This is a genomic window from Pseudorhizobium sp. NPDC055634, from assembly GCF_053618655.1.
Genome location: NZ_JBSHHW010000010.1, coordinates 26,491 through 42,789, shown reverse-complemented (window position 1 = coordinate 42,789; position 16,299 = coordinate 26,491). Strand labels below are relative to the sequence as shown.

16 protein-coding genes are annotated in these 16,299 nt (G+C 65.0%); 9 read left to right on the top strand and 7 right to left on the bottom strand.

The window, feature by feature from the left end:
* Positions 1-9: 9 nt before the first annotated feature.
* Entirely contained in the window at positions 10-1,023 is a 1,014-nt protein-coding gene (locus tag ACWGPT_RS16150; RefSeq protein WP_452606649.1) for an AAA family ATPase, read from the bottom strand.
* A gap of 168 nt (positions 1,024-1,191) precedes the next feature.
* Between ACWGPT_RS16150 and ACWGPT_RS16145 the strand changes: the two genes are divergently transcribed.
* Genes ACWGPT_RS16145 through ACWGPT_RS16135 form a run of 3 tightly spaced genes read left to right on the top strand, consistent with a single transcriptional unit; the run spans position 1,192 to position 3,705 of the window.
* Positions 1,192-1,818 (top strand): DUF1285 domain-containing protein, encoded by a 627-nt coding sequence (locus tag ACWGPT_RS16145; protein ID WP_452606648.1) that lies wholly within the window; start codon positions 1,192-1,194, stop codon positions 1,816-1,818.
* Positions 1,811-2,446, top strand: a complete 636-nt coding sequence (locus tag ACWGPT_RS16140) for a CoA pyrophosphatase (RefSeq protein WP_452606647.1) — start codon at positions 1,811-1,813, stop codon at positions 2,444-2,446. The genes ACWGPT_RS16145 and ACWGPT_RS16140 overlap by 8 nt, the downstream gene beginning before the upstream one ends.
* Positions 2,443-3,705, top strand: coding sequence for a CCA tRNA nucleotidyltransferase (locus ACWGPT_RS16135; RefSeq protein ID WP_452606646.1), 1,263 nt, complete (start codon positions 2,443-2,445; stop codon positions 3,703-3,705). Before ACWGPT_RS16140 ends, ACWGPT_RS16135 begins: the two co-directional genes overlap by 4 nt.
* Here the strand turns inward: ACWGPT_RS16135 and ACWGPT_RS16130 are convergent.
* From ACWGPT_RS16130 to hemF, 3 genes are all read right to left on the bottom strand, one after another.
* The gene (locus ACWGPT_RS16130; protein WP_452606645.1) at positions 3,702-3,899 is read right to left on the bottom strand and encodes a DUF1059 domain-containing protein; all 198 of its coding nucleotides are present in this window, start codon (positions 3,897-3,899) and stop codon (positions 3,702-3,704) included. The two genes, ACWGPT_RS16135 and ACWGPT_RS16130, sit on opposite strands and share 4 nt — an antisense overlap.
* An 84-nt stretch (positions 3,900-3,983) precedes the next feature.
* On the bottom strand, positions 3,984-4,271 hold the full coding sequence (locus ACWGPT_RS16125) for a hypothetical protein (protein WP_452606644.1): 288 nt from the start codon (positions 4,269-4,271) through the stop codon (positions 3,984-3,986).
* A gap of 136 nt (positions 4,272-4,407) precedes the next feature.
* Positions 4,408-5,322 carry an oxygen-dependent coproporphyrinogen oxidase gene (gene hemF / locus ACWGPT_RS16120; protein ID WP_452606643.1) on the bottom strand — a complete coding sequence of 305 codons (915 nt, stop codon included), beginning with the start codon at positions 5,320-5,322 and terminating at the stop codon, positions 4,408-4,410.
* A 151-nt stretch (positions 5,323-5,473) separates the two neighbouring features.
* Between hemF and ACWGPT_RS16115 the strand changes: the two genes are divergently transcribed.
* Positions 5,474-5,728 (top strand): hypothetical protein, encoded by a 255-nt coding sequence (locus ACWGPT_RS16115; RefSeq protein WP_452606642.1) that lies wholly within the window; start codon positions 5,474-5,476, stop codon positions 5,726-5,728.
* 9 nt (positions 5,729-5,737) lie between these two features.
* Here the strand turns inward: ACWGPT_RS16115 and ACWGPT_RS16110 are convergent, their stop codons facing one another.
* Complete coding sequence (locus ACWGPT_RS16110; protein WP_452606641.1) at positions 5,738-7,390, bottom strand: Na/Pi cotransporter family protein; 1,653 nt, start codon at positions 7,388-7,390, stop codon at positions 5,738-5,740.
* Between the two features lie 116 nt (positions 7,391-7,506).
* On the bottom strand, positions 7,507-7,968 hold the full coding sequence (locus ACWGPT_RS16105; RefSeq protein WP_452606640.1) for a tRNA (cytidine(34)-2'-O)-methyltransferase: 462 nt from the start codon (positions 7,966-7,968) through the stop codon (positions 7,507-7,509).
* Positions 7,969-8,354: 386 nt separating this feature from the next.
* On the opposite strand from ACWGPT_RS16105, the gene ACWGPT_RS16100 reads away from it, so the two are divergent.
* Both ACWGPT_RS16100 and ACWGPT_RS16095 read left to right on the top strand, forming a co-directional pair.
* Entirely contained in the window at positions 8,355-10,208 is a 1,854-nt protein-coding gene (locus ACWGPT_RS16100; RefSeq protein ID WP_452606639.1) for an ABC transporter ATP-binding protein, read from the top strand.
* A gap of 48 nt (positions 10,209-10,256) precedes the next feature.
* The gene (locus tag ACWGPT_RS16095; protein WP_452606638.1) at positions 10,257-12,128 is read left to right on the top strand and encodes an ABC transporter ATP-binding protein; all 1,872 of its coding nucleotides are present in this window, start codon (positions 10,257-10,259) and stop codon (positions 12,126-12,128) included.
* A 6-nt stretch (positions 12,129-12,134) separates the two neighbouring features.
* Here ACWGPT_RS16095 and ACWGPT_RS16090 read toward each other — a convergent pair whose 3' ends face one another.
* Positions 12,135-13,070 (bottom strand): endonuclease/exonuclease/phosphatase family protein, encoded by a 936-nt coding sequence (locus ACWGPT_RS16090; RefSeq protein WP_452606637.1) that lies wholly within the window; start codon positions 13,068-13,070, stop codon positions 12,135-12,137.
* Positions 13,071-13,415: 345 nt separating this feature from the next.
* Here ACWGPT_RS16090 and petA point away from each other — a divergent pair, with 345 nt between their 5' ends.
* The 3 genes from petA to ACWGPT_RS16075 are packed head-to-tail and all read left to right on the top strand — an operon-like array spanning position 13,416 to position 16,184.
* Positions 13,416-13,994: a ubiquinol-cytochrome c reductase iron-sulfur subunit gene (petA, locus tag ACWGPT_RS16085; RefSeq protein WP_452606636.1), complete on the top strand. Its 579-nt coding sequence runs from the start codon at positions 13,416-13,418 to the stop codon at positions 13,992-13,994.
* A gap of 13 nt (positions 13,995-14,007) precedes the next feature.
* Positions 14,008-15,300: a cytochrome b gene (locus ACWGPT_RS16080; protein ID WP_452606635.1), complete on the top strand. Its 1,293-nt coding sequence runs from the start codon at positions 14,008-14,010 to the stop codon at positions 15,298-15,300.
* Positions 15,301-15,326: 26 nt separating this feature from the next.
* Positions 15,327-16,184, top strand: coding sequence for a cytochrome c1 (locus tag ACWGPT_RS16075; RefSeq protein WP_452606634.1), 858 nt, complete (start codon positions 15,327-15,329; stop codon positions 16,182-16,184).
* Positions 16,185-16,299 lie beyond the last annotated feature (115 nt).

Here is a 16,299-nt window from a genome sequence, read left to right as displayed (position 1 = left end):
GCCGCAGGTTCAGCCGCGGGCCTGCCGCACGAGGCCGGCGACGACATCGCGGACGGACATGCCTTCGGCACGTGCCGCAAAGGTCAGCGCCATGCGATGCTGGAGGACGGGTTCGGCAAGCGCATAGACGTCATCGAGCGATGGCGCGAGGCGGCCCTGGTAGAGGGCGCGGGCGCGCGCGGTGAGCATCAGCGCCTGGCCGGCGCGGGGACCCGGTCCCCAGGCGACGTTCTTGTCGGTGGTGGCATTGCCATGGCCGGGGCGTGCCGAGCGCACGAGTTGCAGGATCGCGTCCACCACCTTGTCGCTCACCGGCATCTGGCGGATCAGCGACTGGATTTCCTGGAGGCGGGCGGAATCGATGACGCCGCGGGGACGGGCTTCGCCCGTGCCGGTGGTCTCCAGCAGGATCTGGCGCTCGGCGTCGAGCTCGGGATAGAGGACGTCCACCTGCAGGAGGAAACGGTCGAGCTGCGCTTCCGGCAGCGGGTAGGTGCCTTCCTGCTCCAGCGGGTTCTGCGTGGCGAGCACGTGGAAGGGCGAGGGCAGGTCATAGCGCTGCCCGGCGACGGTGATATGATATTCCTGCATGGACTGCAGAAGCGCCGACTGGGTGCGCGGCGAGGCGCGGTTGATCTCGTCGGCCATCAGCAGCTGCGCGAAGACCGGGCCCTTCACGAAGCGGAAGGAGCGGCGTCCGGTCTCGTCCTGGTCCATCACTTCGGAGCCGAGGATATCCGACGGCATCAGGTCGGGGGTGAACTGGATGCGGCTGGAATCGAGGCCGACAACGGCGCCGAGGGTGGTGACGAGCTTGGTCTTGGCGAGGCCCGGGACGCCGACCAGCAGGGCATGGCCGCCGGAGAGGAGGGCGAGCAGGGTGTTTTCCACCACGCGTTCCTGGCCGAAGATCACCTTGGCCACCTCGTCACGAACGGCGGCGATGTCGGCGAGCGCCTGTTCGGCGGCGGCGATCACGGCCTTTTCGTCGGCAATGGTCTCGGTGGAATTCATCAGACCCATATCGCTCTCCTTGAGGCCCTACAGGATATGCCCTGGCGGCGGACGAATCATTGCGCAGGGGCAACCAGTTCCTGTGGAACAACTTATTACCGCATAAACGGCTGACAAGAACGCCTCGAATGACTATCTCGTGACAGAGATTGCTTAGAGCGGAACCGGGACTGAAAAATGGCAGGCGAGACCATTCAGACAGCGAGTGACGCCGCCGGCCTGGCCGCCATGATCTCCCGCGCGGCCGACCAGAAGGCAGGCGGGAAGCCTGGCCTGCCGCCCGTCGAGCGGTGGAACCCGCCGTTCTGCGGCGACCTCGATATGGAAATCCGGGCCGACGGCACCTGGTTCTACATGGGAACCCCGATCGGCCGCCAGCCGCTGGTCAGGCTGTTCTCGACGGTACTGCGCAAGGACGAGGACGGCAGGACCTACCTGGTCACGCCGGTCGAGAAGGTGGGCATCCGCGTCGAGGATGCGCCGTTCCTGGCGGTCGAGATGAACGTATCCACGCGCGACGGCGAGCAGGTGCTGACGTTCCGGACCAATGTCGGAGACGTGGTGGAGGCCGGCGGCGAACACCCGCTGCGGTTCGTGATCGAGGGCGAGAACAGCGAGCTCAAGCCCTATCTCCTGGTGCGCGGACGGCTGGAGGCGCTCGTCTCCCGTCCCGTCATGTATGACCTCGTCGAACTCGGCGAAACGGTCGAGGCGGACGGAAGGGCGATGTTTGCGGTCCGCTCGGCGGGAGAGGTCTTTACGGTCATGCCCGCCTCGGAACTGGAAGCCCTTTCGCATGAGTGATGCACCGCTTTATTCGGCGGCCGGTTTCAGGGCGCGGGCGCTGAACCAGAACGGCGGGCCGGTCGAACAGGCCTGGCGCGACCACGGCGACCACCTGCTCAATCCCGACCTCCTGCCGCTGATCGAGGGCCTTCGCCTGAAGGATGCGGCGGTTCTCGTGCCGGTCGTCGACGACGGCGACGAGGCGAAGGTCATCTTCACCCAGCGGACCGCGACCCTTCGCAAGCATTCAGGCCAGGTCGCCTTTCCGGGCGGGGCGATCGATCCGGAAGATGCCTCGCCGGAGACGGCGGCGGTGCGGGAGGCGGAAGAGGAGATCGGCCTGTCGCCGGCCTTCGTGGAGCCCGTCGGGCGGCTGCCTGTCTATCTGGCGGCGACAGGGTTCCGGATCACTCCGGTGCTCTCGGTGGTGCGCCGCGGCTTCCATCTCAAGCTCAATCCGCAGGAGGTGGACGAGGTCTTCGAGGTGCCGCTGTCCTTCCTGATGGACCCGGAAAACCATCGCCGCGGCAGTCGCGTCTGGGATGGCCGCGAGCGGCATTTCTACGAACTGCCCTATGAGGGACACTACATCTGGGGCATTACCGCCAGCATTGTCCGCACGCTCTACGAAAGGCTCTACGCATGACATCGGTGGCAGGCGAGGCATGGTTCCGCGACCCGGGGCTGCGCCGTATCATGGATCTGCTGAACGCCGCCGACGGGGAGGCGCGCGTGGCGGGCGGCGCGGTGCGCAACGCCCTGATGGGCCTGCCGGTCGGCGACATCGACATCGCCACGACGCTTCGCCCCGAGGAGGTCGTCGAGCGCGCCAAAGCGGCGGGGATCAAGGCGGTGCCGACCGGGATCGACCACGGGACGGTGACGCTCGTGCTTGACGGGCAAGGCTTCGAGGTGACGACGCTTCGCCGCGACGTGGAGACGGACGGCCGCCATGCGCAGGTCGCCTACGGCACCGACTGGCAGGTGGACGCCGAGCGGCGCGACCTGACGGTCAATGCCCTTTATGCGGATGCGGCGGGCGAGGTGATCGACCTCGTCGGCGGCCTTGCGGATATCGAGACGCGCAACGTCCGCTTCATCGGCGACGCGGAGGCGAGGATCGCCGAGGACTATCTTCGCGTCCTGCGCTTCTTCCGCTTCTTCGCCTATTACGGCAAGGGCCGCCCGGATGCGGAGGGACTGCGCGCCTGCGCACGGGCGAAGGACAAGCTGGGAATGCTCTCGGCCGAACGGATCTGGAGCGAGACGAAGAAGCTTCTTGCCGCGCCCGATCCGTCGCGGGCGCTCCTGTGGATGCGCCAGACCGGCGTCTTGACGGCCATACTGCCGGAGACGGAGAAGTGGGGCATCGACGCCGTGCATGCGCTCGTCGCCGCCGAGCAGGCGATGTCATGGACGCCCGATCCAATCCTGCGTCTTGCGGCGATCGTTCCCGACGTGCCTGAACGGCTGGAGGCGATGGCAAGGCGCCTGCGCATGTCGAACGCGGAAGCCGCGCGGCTGCAGGCATGGGCAATGACGCCGCCTCTGCCGGACGAGGTAACCGATGTCGGCTTCGACCGGATACTCTATCGCCACGGCGTGGACGGGGTTCGCATGCGACTGAGGCTGGCACTCGCCAAGGCGCGCGCCTCGGCGCAGGAAAACCCTATCGCGATGCGCAAGAGCGCCCGGTTGAGCGTTCTCTCGGTGCGTTGCGACGCCTACAGGAGGCCGGTCTTTCCGCTCTCGGGGGCTGATGTCCTTGCCGCAGGTGTCCCCGCCGGCAAGCGTGTCGGCGAGGTCCTGGGCGCGCTGGAGGCGCTCTGGGTGGAGCGCAATTTTGCGCTCGACCGGGATGAACTTGCCGCCCGGTTGGAGCAGATGGTCAGCGAAAAGCGCTAGGGACGCGCCCGGGCTGCCTGCGCCTCGTCGCGAATACGGGCCTTGATGTTCTCGACCATGCTCTCGCGAATGATGTCCTCGCCGTGGGCGGTGCGCATGTGTTCAACCGTACGGCGGACGACTTCCGCGTCGCTATCGGCCCGGGTCTGCCAGGAGCATCCGGGAACGAGCGTTCCGCATTCGAACAGTCTCATTGCGTCCTCCTTTGCGATAACGGCGATCACCGTCGGGGTGCGCCGCCCGAACTAACCGGAGAGATCGGCTCGGGTTCCCGCGCCCTAGTCGCGAAGAGCCCAGGCGTGGAATACGGAGGCAGACTGCAGGGGAATGTTGCGCCGTCCGAACAGCTGTTCCCTTGCCGACGCGTCCCTCAGCCCCGTGCGCCCTGCCAGCTGGCGCCTTACCTGCTCGCGATAGTATTCCATCGGCAGGTCTGGGTCGCTGCGCGAACGAAGCTCCTCTGCGAGGTGCTCGATCAATTCGGCAGAATCCAGGAGACGCGCCCTTTCCGAACTCCTTTCGGACAGGGCCTGTTGCGGCACGGGCATGCTGTTTGACGCATTCATCGCGTTCCTCCTCCGGTGCAACCGAAGGCAAGACTAGCACCAATGAATTTGCCTGAACATGTCAAATGTTAGCAATCGGACATGTTCCATGGCCGCGCGAGATACCCGGTCGAAACCGCGCCCGGCGCGCCGGCCCTTAGGGCCAGCGGACGACGGGGGGCAGGGACGAGAGGATCGAATCGACGTTTCCGCCGGTCTTCAGGCCGAACAGCGTGCCGCGGTCGTAGAGCAGGTTGAACTCCACGTAGCGGCCGCGGCGGACCAGCTGTTCGTCGCGATCCTCTTCCGTCCACGGATCATTGAAATTCGCCTCGACGATCTTCGGGTAGACGAGGGCGAAGGCGCGCCCAACGTCGCGCACGAAGGAGAAGTCGGCTTCCCAGCCGCCCTGGTCCTCTCCCGAATGCAGCCAGTCGAAGAAGATCCCGCCGATGCCGCGCGGTTCGTTGCGGTGCTTGAGGAAGAAGTATTCGTCGCACCACTGCTTGTAGCGCTCGTAGTCGGCGACCGCTTCGTGGCGCCGGCAGGTGATCTCCATGGCGCGGTGGAAGAGCGCCGAATCCGGATCGGTCTGCGTCCGCCGCCGTTCGAGGACGGGTGTGAGGTCGGCGCCGCCGCCGAACCACTGGCTGGTGGTCACCACCATGCGGGTGTTCATGTGAACGGCCGGGACATTGGGATTGACCGGGTGGGCGATGAGGGAAATGCCGGAAGCCCAGAAGCTCGGGTCTTCCTCGGCACCCGGCATCTGGGCCCGAAAATCGGGCGAGAATTCGCCGTAGACGGTGGACGTATGGACGCCCACCTTCTCGAACACGCGCCCTTCCATCATCGACATGCGACCGCCGCCGCCCCGGCCTTCCTCGCGCTGCCAGTCCCTGGCGACGAAGCGTCCCGCCGGCTGGTCCGACAGAGGGCCCGCCAGCTTGTCTTCGAGCGCCTCGAAGGATGCGCAGATCGTGTCGCGCAGGCTCTCGAACCATTCGCGCGCGGCCGCCTTCTTCTCTTCGATGTCTTCCGGCAGACCCTTCGGCAATTCTGGCCGTTCCATAAGCTTATTCCTGCTCGACGATTCCATTTTCAGCTGCGTTCCTTAGCAGCAGCGGCTCCGCGCGGCCAATGTGCCAGTCAATTCACCGGGTATTTTCCGACTCGCAAAGGGCGAGACGCCGCATTATCTTTAGCCCAGAGAGGTATACCGCATGGCGAAGTTCACGCCGCCGCCGCTCGACGGCCTGAAGCGGAGAATCGACCGGCACCGGCAGGAAAAAGCCGGCCGCACGTCGATGTTCGTGCGCGAAACCTTCTGCATGTCCCGCGAGGAAGCCCGCCAGAAGGCGCGCGAATGGTTCGACGAATTCCCCAAGGCCGCCTACTGGACGGAAGTCGAAAGCTGGCGCCAGCTCGACGGCGACCGTATCGAGTTCACCATGCGCAGGCTGCCGAGCGCGGACTGATCACCAGCCTCAGCTTCCGGGCTCCGCCTGGCGCAGCCGGCTCTCCCGCAGGAGGCCGCCGTCGTCGAGGATCGGATGGGCGACGGAGACGATGTGGGCGTTGATGCGCTTCAGGTCGCGAAGGATGTCCAGATGAAGGGAGCTCGTCTGGAGGCTTTCCATCCGGCCGTCGCGGAGCCTCTCCAGATGGCGCTCCGCCGACAGTTTCTCGGCCTTGCGGACATCCACCTTCATCTCCATCAGGCGCAGGGCGAGGTTTGAATCGCCGGTCACGAAAATCGTCTGGGCGATCCGCAGGTTCTCGATGGTCAGGTCGAAGAGCGACTTCAGCTCCTGGTAGCCATCCTCGGAGAACTTGAGGCTGCTCGAGATCTTCTTGCGAACCTGTTCGCCGAGGCCCTTCTCGATGATGTCACCCGTATGCTCCAGGTTGATGACGTAGTCCATCACCGCGATGGAGCGGCGGAGGTTCTCGCCCTGAAGCCCGTCGCGGCCGAGCTTGGAGAGGTAGACCTTGACCTCCTGCTGCAGGCTGTCGACGCGTTTCTCCATCGCCTCGATCTCGGCAAGCGGCGCGAGGTCATTGTTGCGGAAGGCATTCTCGACACGGATCAGCATGCGTTCGATCAGGTCGCCGACGCGCAGCGCCTCCCGCGTCGCGTTGGCGAGTGCCACCACGGGGGTCGCGAGGGCCTGTGCATCGAGGAATTTCGGTCCGGTATCGGGATCTTCCGTCGACGGGATGAAGCGCTTCATCGTGTCGGAGATGAGGCCGGAGAAGGGCCAGGCGAGCAGCGCCAGAACGACGTTGAAGGCGAGATGCGCATCGACCGGCAACTTTTCGGGCGAAAGCGGCAGCGTCTCGAGAAGCTCCGCCGCGAAGGGGACAAGGGGCAGGGCGATGGCACAGCCGATAGCGCGGACGACGAGGTTGCCGGTGGTGATGCGGCGGGCGGAGGCCGGGCCGGAGAGAGTGGCCAGTACCGGCGGAATGGCGCCGCCGAGGTTGGCGCCGAGGATCAGGACGATGACGAGTTCCGTCGACAGCGCTCCCGTGGAGGCGAGCGAAAGAACGAGGACGACGGCGGCAAGGCTGGAAGAGGAGATGACCGCCAGGAAAGCGGTGAGGACCAGCGCGACCGGCCATGCCCCGTCGAGCAGGCGCACGAAGGCTGCCAGCGCCGGCGATTCCCGCATGGGTTCGGTGGCCATCGACAGGAGATGAAGCGAGAGCAGCATGAGGCCGATGCCGATCAGCGCCGTGCCGCCGCCCTTGCGGGCACCGGAGCCGCCCCGGGACATGATGACGCCAGCGAGGATCAGCAGCGGCGACAACCATTCTATCCCCGTCGCCACGATCCAGGCCGTGACGGCGGTGCCCACATTGGCGCCGAGCAGGACGATCTGCCCCATGCGCGGGCGAATGAGGTCGCGCTCGACGAAGGACGCGACGGTGAGGGCGGTCGCGGTCGAGCTCTGCAGCGCGACCGTGGCCACGAAGCCGGAAATGAAGGAGCGGAAGCCGCTCTGGGTGCCGGTGGCGAGACCGGTGCGCAGCCGCGTGCCGAATGCACGGGTGACGCCATCCTTCACCTGCGCGAGGCCGAAGAGCAGCAAGGCCACCGCGCCGAAGAGATTGATGATGACGATCGTCGATTCCATGCCGAATTCCGAAGTGCCCTTGGCGGACAAGGTAGTCCATTGCCGGCTAAAGAAAATATGCAGGACGACCGGTTAAGGAAGATGTTCCGGCGCAAGTTTTGCGCGAGGCCCGGTTTTCAGGCCCAGTCGGTCTGACGAAGCGCCTCTCCGGCGATCATGGCCGCCGACATGGCGACGTTGATCGACCGCTGGCCCTCGACCATCGGGATGAGGATGCGGGCGTCGGCGCTGTCGTGGACATGGTCGGGCACCCCGGCGCTCTCGCGGCCGAAGAGGAGCACGTCGTCGGGACGGAAGCCGAAGTCCACATAGGGCAGGGCGGCCTTGGTGGAGGCGAGGACGAGCCGTCGCCCGGAGGACTGCCGCCAGTCCTCGAACGCCTGCCAGTTGACGTGCCGGGTGAGCGAGGCGCTGGCGAGATAGTCCATCCCGGCCCGCTTGAGGTTGCGGTCGGAGATGTCGAAACCGGCCGGCTCGATGATGTGCACCTTCAGCCCGAGGCAGGCCGAGAGCCGCAGGATGGTTCCCGTATTGCCCGGAATATCAGGCTGGTAGAGGGCGATGTGAAGGTCCGACATGATCTGCCCATAGGCGATCGCTCATCCGCAGTCAAAGTCGGACGCTGCGGTGGAGCGCTGCCGCGGGCCCGCGGAAGGCGGCAGTGATCGGTGGCGCGGTCGCTCGGGCGGGGCGATTGTCCCTTCCAAATTCCCGCAAACGGCGCTACAAGACCCCGTCTGCAACGCCAGCCCGAGGAGGGCCGCATGGATATTGCCGTGAATACCCGCCTTCTGCCACGGGCAATCCGCTTTCCGGCCTAGGCGTATCGCGGTCTTCCGCCTTCCTCTCCGCTCCTGATCTCCTCGCGGCCGTACGCGGCCTCGTTTTCCGTTCCGCCCGTTCCGCTTCCCGCGCAAAAGACGCCCGAAGCCCGGACCGGGCCTGTCGTTTCTGGAGAATGACGATGTTTTCGTGGTTCGAACGTCGCGTCGACCCCTATCCGCAGGACCCGCCCGGCCTTCCGCCGAAGGGTCTGTTCGCCTTCTGCTGGTACTATACGAAGCCGACGGCGCCCTGGCTCCTGGTGCTCGGGATCTGCTCGATGGTGATCGCCATCGCGGAAGTCTTCCTCTACCAGTTCCTCGGCAACATCATCGACTGGCTGTCGGACGCCGACCGCGCCACCTTCCTGGAGCAGGAGGGCGGTCGGCTCTTCTGGATGGGTTTCGTGCTGCTGGTGGTCCTGCCGCTCGCCGGCGCCCTGCACACGATGACGATGCACCAGGTTCTGGCGGGCAACTTCCCGATGATCGCCCGCTGGCAGATGCACCGCTTCCTGCTTCGCCACTCCATGACCTTCTTCGCCAACGAATTCGCCGGCCGCGTCTCGACCAAGGTCATGCAGACCTCGCTTGCGATCCGCGAGACGGTCATGAAGATCATCGACGTCTTCGTCTATGCGATCAGCTTCTTCGTCTCGATGCTGGCGCTGGTGATCGTCGTCGACTGGCGGCTGGTCGTGCCCCTCGTGCTGTGGTTCGTCTTCTACAGCCTCATCCTGTGGCATTTCATTCCGAAGCTCCGGAAGCTTTCCAGCGAGCAGGCCGACGCGCGCTCGCTGATGACGGGCCGCATCGTCGACAGCTACACGAATATCGGCACGGTGAAGCTCTTCTCCCATGCGGGGCGGGAGGAAACCTGTGCCCGCGAAGGCATGGACCAGTTCCTCGGCACCGTCCACCGGCAGATGCGGCAGATCTCGCTCCTCAACATCTGGGTCGACATCAACAATGCCGTGACGATCTTCGCGGTGGCGGCGGCAAGCATCGCCTTCTGGCTGACGGGCGAGGTGTCGGTCGGATCGGTCGCCGTCGCGGTCGGCCTTGCCATGCGCATCAACGGCATGTCGCAGTGGATCATGTGGGAAGTCTCGGCGCTCTTCGAGGCGGTTGGCACCGTCTATGACGGCATGTCGATGATGACGAAGCCGCACGAGGTGACGGACAAGCCGAACGCCCCGGAACTCCAGGCGAAGAAGGGCCATATCCGCTACGAGAACGTACGCTTCCACTACGGCAAGAAGAACGGCGTGATCGACAACCTTAACCTCGACATCGCGGCGGGCGAGAAGGTCGGCCTGGTGGGACGTTCCGGCGCCGGCAAGACGACGCTGATGAACCTGCTGCTGCGCTTCTACGACCTCGAGGCCGGCCGTATCACGATCGACGGCCAGGATATCTCGCAGGTCTCGCAGGAGAGCCTGCGCTCGATGATCGGCGTCGTGACGCAGGACACCTCGCTCCTGCACCGTTCGATCCGCGACAACATCGCCTACGGCAAGCCGGAGGCGACCGATGCCGAAATCATCGAGGCGGCAAAGCGGGCCAACGCCTGGGAGTTCATCCAGGGCCTGTCCGACATGCAGGGCAGGAGGGGACTGGACGCCCATGTCGGCGAACGCGGCGTCAAGCTCTCCGGCGGACAGCGGCAGCGCATCGCGATCGCCCGCGTCTTCCTGAAGGATGCGCCCATCCTGATCCTCGACGAGGCGACATCGGCGCTCGATTCGGAGGTCGAGGCGGCGATCCAGGAGAACCTCTTCGCGCTGATGCAGGGCAAGACGGTCATCGCGATCGCCCACCGACTTTCGACGCTAACGGAGATGGACCGGCTGATCGTGCTCGACAAGGGCCGCATCGTCGAGATGGGAACGCATCAGGAGCTTGCAGCCTCGGGCGGGATCTATGCCGATCTCTGGAGCCGCCAGTCGGGAGGCTTTCTTGCGGAGCAGGAAGCCGAGGAGGCGGCGGCGGAATAGAGGGCTCTCTCCCGCCCGCGACTTTTCCTGCCGGGCGGGGGAGACTATATGGCGGCCATGATCACCTCCATCCTCCGCTATTTCGAGAACTGGATCCGGCCCTTCGAACGCCGGGAGGAGCTTGCGCCACCCTCCGGGCTCGTGGGTTTCATCTGGTTCTACGTCCGCCAGGCCAAGCTGCCGTTCCTCGCCATGCTCGTGCTCGGCGGCGCGGCGGCCGGCGTCGAGGCGGCGATGTTCTGGTTCGTCGGGCGCATCGTCGACATCCTCGCCGGGGTCGAACGGTCGGGCGGCTGGTCCGGGCTGATGGCGGCGCACGGAGGCGAACTGCTGCTGATGGTGGCGGTCATCGGTCTCGCACGCTTCGTCATCGCGGCGCTGACGGCGCTCGTCGATCAGCAGATCATCACGCCAGGCTTCTACAACCTCGTCCGCTGGCAGTCCTATGTCCACGTGTCGCGGCAGTCGCTTTCGTTCTTCCAGAACGACTTTTCCGGCCGGATCGTCACCAAGGTATGGTCGGCGGGGCAGGCGACGGGCGACGTCCTGACGACGATGATGGAAAGCCTCTGGTTCGTGCTGATCTATTCGGTCTCGACACTGGTGCTGGTGGCGCAGCTGGACCTGAGGCTCGCCGCAGTCGTGCTCGCCTGGCTCGTCCTCTTCGGCTTCCTGGCGCGATATTTCATCCCGCGCATCCGGGAGAACGCGAAACTTTCGGCCGAGGCGGGATCGATGATCAGCGGGCGCATGGTCGATTCCTTTTCCAACATCCAGACGCTCCGCCTGTTCGGCAGCGACGAGGCCAACGACCGCTACATGCGTTCCGGCTTCGAGAGCTTCCAGGCGACGATCCTGCGCTTCACGCGGCTCCTGACCGGCGTTCGCGCCTCCATGGCGCTGCTGTCGAGCACGATGATCGTGATGACGGGGGCGCTCACCATCCACTTGTGGCTCGGCGGACTGATCAGTTCCGGAGCCGTGGCCTTCACCATGGCGCTGATCCTGCGCCTGAACTTCCTTCTCGGCCGGCTGATGACGCAGCTGAACGGGGTGATGCGCAATCTGGGGACCATCCAGAATTCTGCCGAACTCATCTCACAGCCGACCGGCCTCGTCGACAGGCCGGACGCCGGGACGCTGACCGTCCGCGCGCCGGAGATCCGCTTCGAGCATGTCGGCTTCCACTACGGCAACGGCAGGGGCGTCATCAACGACCTGTCGCTGACGGTCCGGCCGGGCGAGAAGCTCGGCATCGTCGGGCGGTCGGGAGCCGGAAAATCGACGCTGGTCAACCTGCTGCTGCGCTTCTACGAGGTCGACAAGGGCCGCATCCTGATCGATGGCCAGGATATCTCGCAGGTGACGCAGGAATCGCTGCGGGCGCAGATCGGCATGGTCACGCAGGATACGTCGCTGCTGCACCGGTCGATCCGCGACAATATCCTGTTCGGCAAGCCGGATGCGAGCGAGGAGCAGCTGCGCGAGGCCGCGCGACGCGCCGAGGCCGACGGCTTCATCGCCGATCTGGAGGACCAGCGCGGCCGCAAGGGATATGACGCGCATGTGGGCGAGCGGGGCGTCAAGCTTTCCGGCGGCCAGCGACAGCGCATCGCAATTGCCCGCGTCATGCTGAAGAACGCACCGATCCTGGTGCTCGACGAGGCGACCTCGGCGCTCGATTCCGAAGCGGAAGCCGCCATCCAGTCCAATCTCGAGCGGCTGATGCAGGGAAAGACCGTGCTCGCCATCGCCCATCGCCTTTCGACGATCGCCGCGCTCGACCGCCTGATCGTCATGGACGAGGGACGCATCGTCGAGCAGGGGACGCATGCCGAGCTCGTGGCGGCGAACGGCATCTATGCGGATCTGTGGGCGCGCCAGTCGGGCGGGTTCCTCGCCGCTGATGCGGCGCAGTAGAAGCCGTCAGCGGGCAAGCACGATTTCCGCCATCAGCCCGTAGTGGTTGGAGCCCATGGCGGACGGGAGCCGCTCCAGCGAGCGTATGCGGAGCGGTTCACGCACGTAGACATGGTCGATCGGGACGCCGAACCAGCCGGCCCAGGAGGGCCAGGTCGGCGGTTCGAAGGGCGCGGTGCGAAGCCCGTTCCAGCGCAGGAAGGTGCGGACGTTCGGCGCGATGCTCGACGCGTTGAAGTCGCCCGCGACGAGAAGCGGGCCCTCGATCCGCTGGAGGAGCCTTGCGGCATTGGTCAGCTCGAAGGTCTGGAAGTCGTCGAAATAGGGCTTGGTGGTATGGATGGCCGCCATGTGGATGGTCTGCCCGTGCCAGGAGATGTCCGAGAGGATCATCCGCTGTTCGAAAAGGCTGCTGAGCGAGTGGACGGAGGGCCGGCGGAGGGGAGTCTTGGAGAGCACCATGAGGTCGCAGGTGGTCGTCATCTCGCCGCAGCCGATGCGGTAGGGATAGACCCGCGACAGGGCGGCCAGTTCGCCGAGCAGCGGCTCGGCCTCGAGCACGTTCACCACGTCTGCTCCGGACGCCAGGATCATGTCGCGGATCGCGCCGGCATTCTCGTAATTATCCCACAGGACGTTGAAGGACATCAGCCTGAGCGGTGGCAGTCCGGCACTCTCGTCGAACGGACGCTGAACCATCTCGCCGGTCATCCACAGGGCATGGAGCCCGAGCGCGAGCGATGCCGCGAGCAGCAGGCCGCCATAGAGGCTGCGGTCGAGGAGGAGGGCGAGAAGGGTCGCCAGGGCGCAGAGGATCGCCAGGTGAAACTGCAGGCTGTGGACGGTCGCGAAAACCCAGGCGCCGCCGAGGTAGCGGGCGGCAATCGCCAAGAGCACGAGCGACACGATGACGCATATCGCCACCGACAGAAAATACCTCATCCTGCCCGTTCCCACTCTTGCTCCCGCCCTGCGGACCTAGCATGGCGATTGCTGCGCCGCAACGAGACCGCGCCATCCGGGCCAACGACGGGAGGCGGCGGCAGGGATGTCGGGAAAGTGGGCGAGGAGGGGTATCGCCGCACATGCAACAGGCCCGGAAAACCTGCGGAAAGGCCGCGACAAACTGGCTTCTATGCACTTGCCAAGACTGGACATAATTTGCGATCAGGCATAGAAGGCGCCGGATTGCCGGGGAATCTGTGTCCGAATTGTGACCAGATCCACATCCCTGGCTTGGGGGCATATGCGGGTTTTCGCGAAATGCGTGAGAAGGATGTTTGAGCCGTGAGCGAGCACGAGACACACAGCGAAACACTGGGCGAGCCCACTCGCCGTGATTTCCTTTACCTGACCACCGGGGTGGCGGGCGTCGTCGGCGCCGCAGCCGTGGCCTGGCCGTTCATTGATCAGATGCGGCCGGACGCTTCCACGCTGGCGCTCGCCTCGATTGAGGTCGACGTCTCGGCCGTCGAGCCGGGCATGTCGCTGACGGTCAAGTGGCGCGGCAAGCCGGTCTTCATCCGCAACCGTACCGAGCAGGAAATCGAAGCCGCGAATGCCGTGGCCCTCGAGGAACTGAAGGACCCGATTGCACGCAACGACAACCTTCCCGCCGACGCGCAGGCAACGGACATCGACCGTTCGGCCGGCGAGGGCAAGGAGAACTGGATCGTCATGATCGGCTCCTGCACCCACCTCGGCTGCGTCCCGCTGGGCCAGGCCGGCGATTTCGGTGGATGGTTCTGTCCTTGCCACGGTTCGCACTACGACACCGCAGGGCGCATCCGTAAGGGTCCCGCGCCGACCAACCTGCCGGTGCCGACTTTCACGTTTACGTCCGACACAGTGATCCAGATCGGGTGAGGGGTTCTTATTAATGAGCGGTCATTCCACATACCAGCCGTCTACCGGCATCGAGAAATGGATCGACTCGCGGCTTCCGCTGCCGCGCATGATCCATGACAGCTTCGTTTCATACCCGGTTCCCCGCAACCTGAACTATGCCTACACCTTCGGCGCCATGCTGTCGGTGATGCTCATCGTCCAGATCCTGACGGGCATCGTGCTGGCCATGCACTATGCCGCCGAAACGACCGTCGCCTTCAACTCGGTCGAGAAGATCATGCGCGACGTCAACCACGGTTGGCTGCTGCGCTACATGCACGCCAATGGCGCGTCCTTCTTCTTCATCGCCGTCTACCTGCACATCGCCCGCGGCCTCTACTACGGCTCGTACAAGGCTCCGCGCGAAATCCTCTGGATCCTCGGCGTGGTCATCTACCTGCTGATGATGGCAACAGGCTTCATGGGCTACGTCCTTCCCTGGGGGCAGATGTCCTTCTGGGGCGCGACCGTCATCACCGGCTTCTTCTCGGCCTTCCCGCTGGTGGGCGAATGGATCCAGCAGTTCCTGCTCGGCGGCTTCGCCGTCGACCAGCCGACGCTGAACCGCTTCTTCTCGCTGCACTACCTGCTGCCGTTCATGATCGCCGGCGTCGTCATCCTGCACATCTGGGCGCTGCACGTCACCGGCCAGACGAATCCGACCGGCGTCGAGGTGAAGACCAAGACGGACACCGTCCCCTTCACCCCCTACGCGACGCTGAAGGATGCGCTCGGCGTGTCGGTCTTCCTGATCGTCTACGCATGGTTCGTCTTCTACATGCCGAACTATCTCGGCCACCCGGACAACTACATTCCGGCGGATGCCCTGAAGACCCCGGCCCACATCGTTCCGGAATGGTACTACCTGCCGTTCTACGCGATGCTGCGCGCCATCACCTTCAACATCGGCCCGATCGACTCCAAGCTCGGCGGCGTGCTCGTCATGTTCGGCTCGATCATCGTGCTGTTCTTCCTGCCCTGGCTCGATACTTCCAAGGTTCGCTCGGCCGTCTATCGTCCGTGGTACAAGCTGTTCTTCTGGATCTTCGTCGCGGACTGCATTCTTCTCGGCTGGCTCGGCGCCATGCCCGCGGAAGGCATCTACGTCATCCTGTCGCAGCTCGGCACCCTGTACTACTTCGGCTTCTTCCTGGTGATCATGCCGCTGCTCGGCCTGTTCGAAACGCCGCGCCGCATTCCGAACTCCATCACGGAAGCGGTACTGGCGAAGCAGAACAAGTCCGACATGGAAAAGCTCGCCCCTGGCGAAGCGAGCGTTCGATAGCCGAGACCGATAGGGAAAAAACAGTCATGAAAAAGCTTGTTACAAGCATCCTTTCGCTGGCCTTCGTCGCAGGTCTCGGTTTCTCCGCCGTAGCGGCAGAGGGCGAGCACGCGGAAGGCGCAACTCCCCACTACCCGCTGGTCAAGCCGCGGGAAGTGGACTGGAGCTTCGCCGGTCCGTTCGGCCAGTACGACAAGGGACAGCTGCAGCGCGGCCTGAAGATCTACACGGAAGTCTGCGCCGCCTGCCACTCCATGTCGCTGGTATCCTTCCGTACGCTGGAAGACCTCGGCTACTCCGAAGAGCAGGTTAAGGCCTTCGCGGCCAACTACCAGGTCACCGACGGCCCCAACGACGATGGCGACATGTTCGAACGGACCGCGGTTCCGTCGGACTACTTCCCGCCGCCGTTCGCCAACCCGCAGGCTGCCGCCGCATCCAACAACGGCGCAGCCCCGCCGGACTTCTCGCTGATCGCCAAGGCGCGCGGCGTGACCCGCGGCTTCCCGCTGTTCGTCTCCGACATCTTCACCCAGTACCAGGAAGGCGGCGCGGACTACATCTACTCGCTGCTGACCGGTTACCAGGAACCGCCGGAAGGCGTGGAAGTGCCGGAAGGCACCTACTACAACCCGTACTTCATCGCGTCCGCCTCGCTTGCCATGGCGCCGCCGCTGTCGGACGGACAGGTCACCTACGACGACGGTTCGCCGGAAACGCTCGACCAGTACTCCAAGGACGTCTCGGCGTTCCTGATGTGGGCCGCCGAGCCGCATCTGGAAGACCGCAAGCGGACGGGCTTCATGGTCATGGTCTTCCTGGTGATCTTCACCGGCCTGATCTACCTGACGAAGAAGTCGGTCTACGCGAACAAGGAACACTGAGGGCCCGGCCCCGGCAATCCATCAAAGGCGGCCCTGGGGCCGCCTTTTTCTGTTGGGGGCGGCCCGATAAATCGCTAGGCTTCCTCCAGCCAAACCTTTCCAGCAAGCCCGGAAC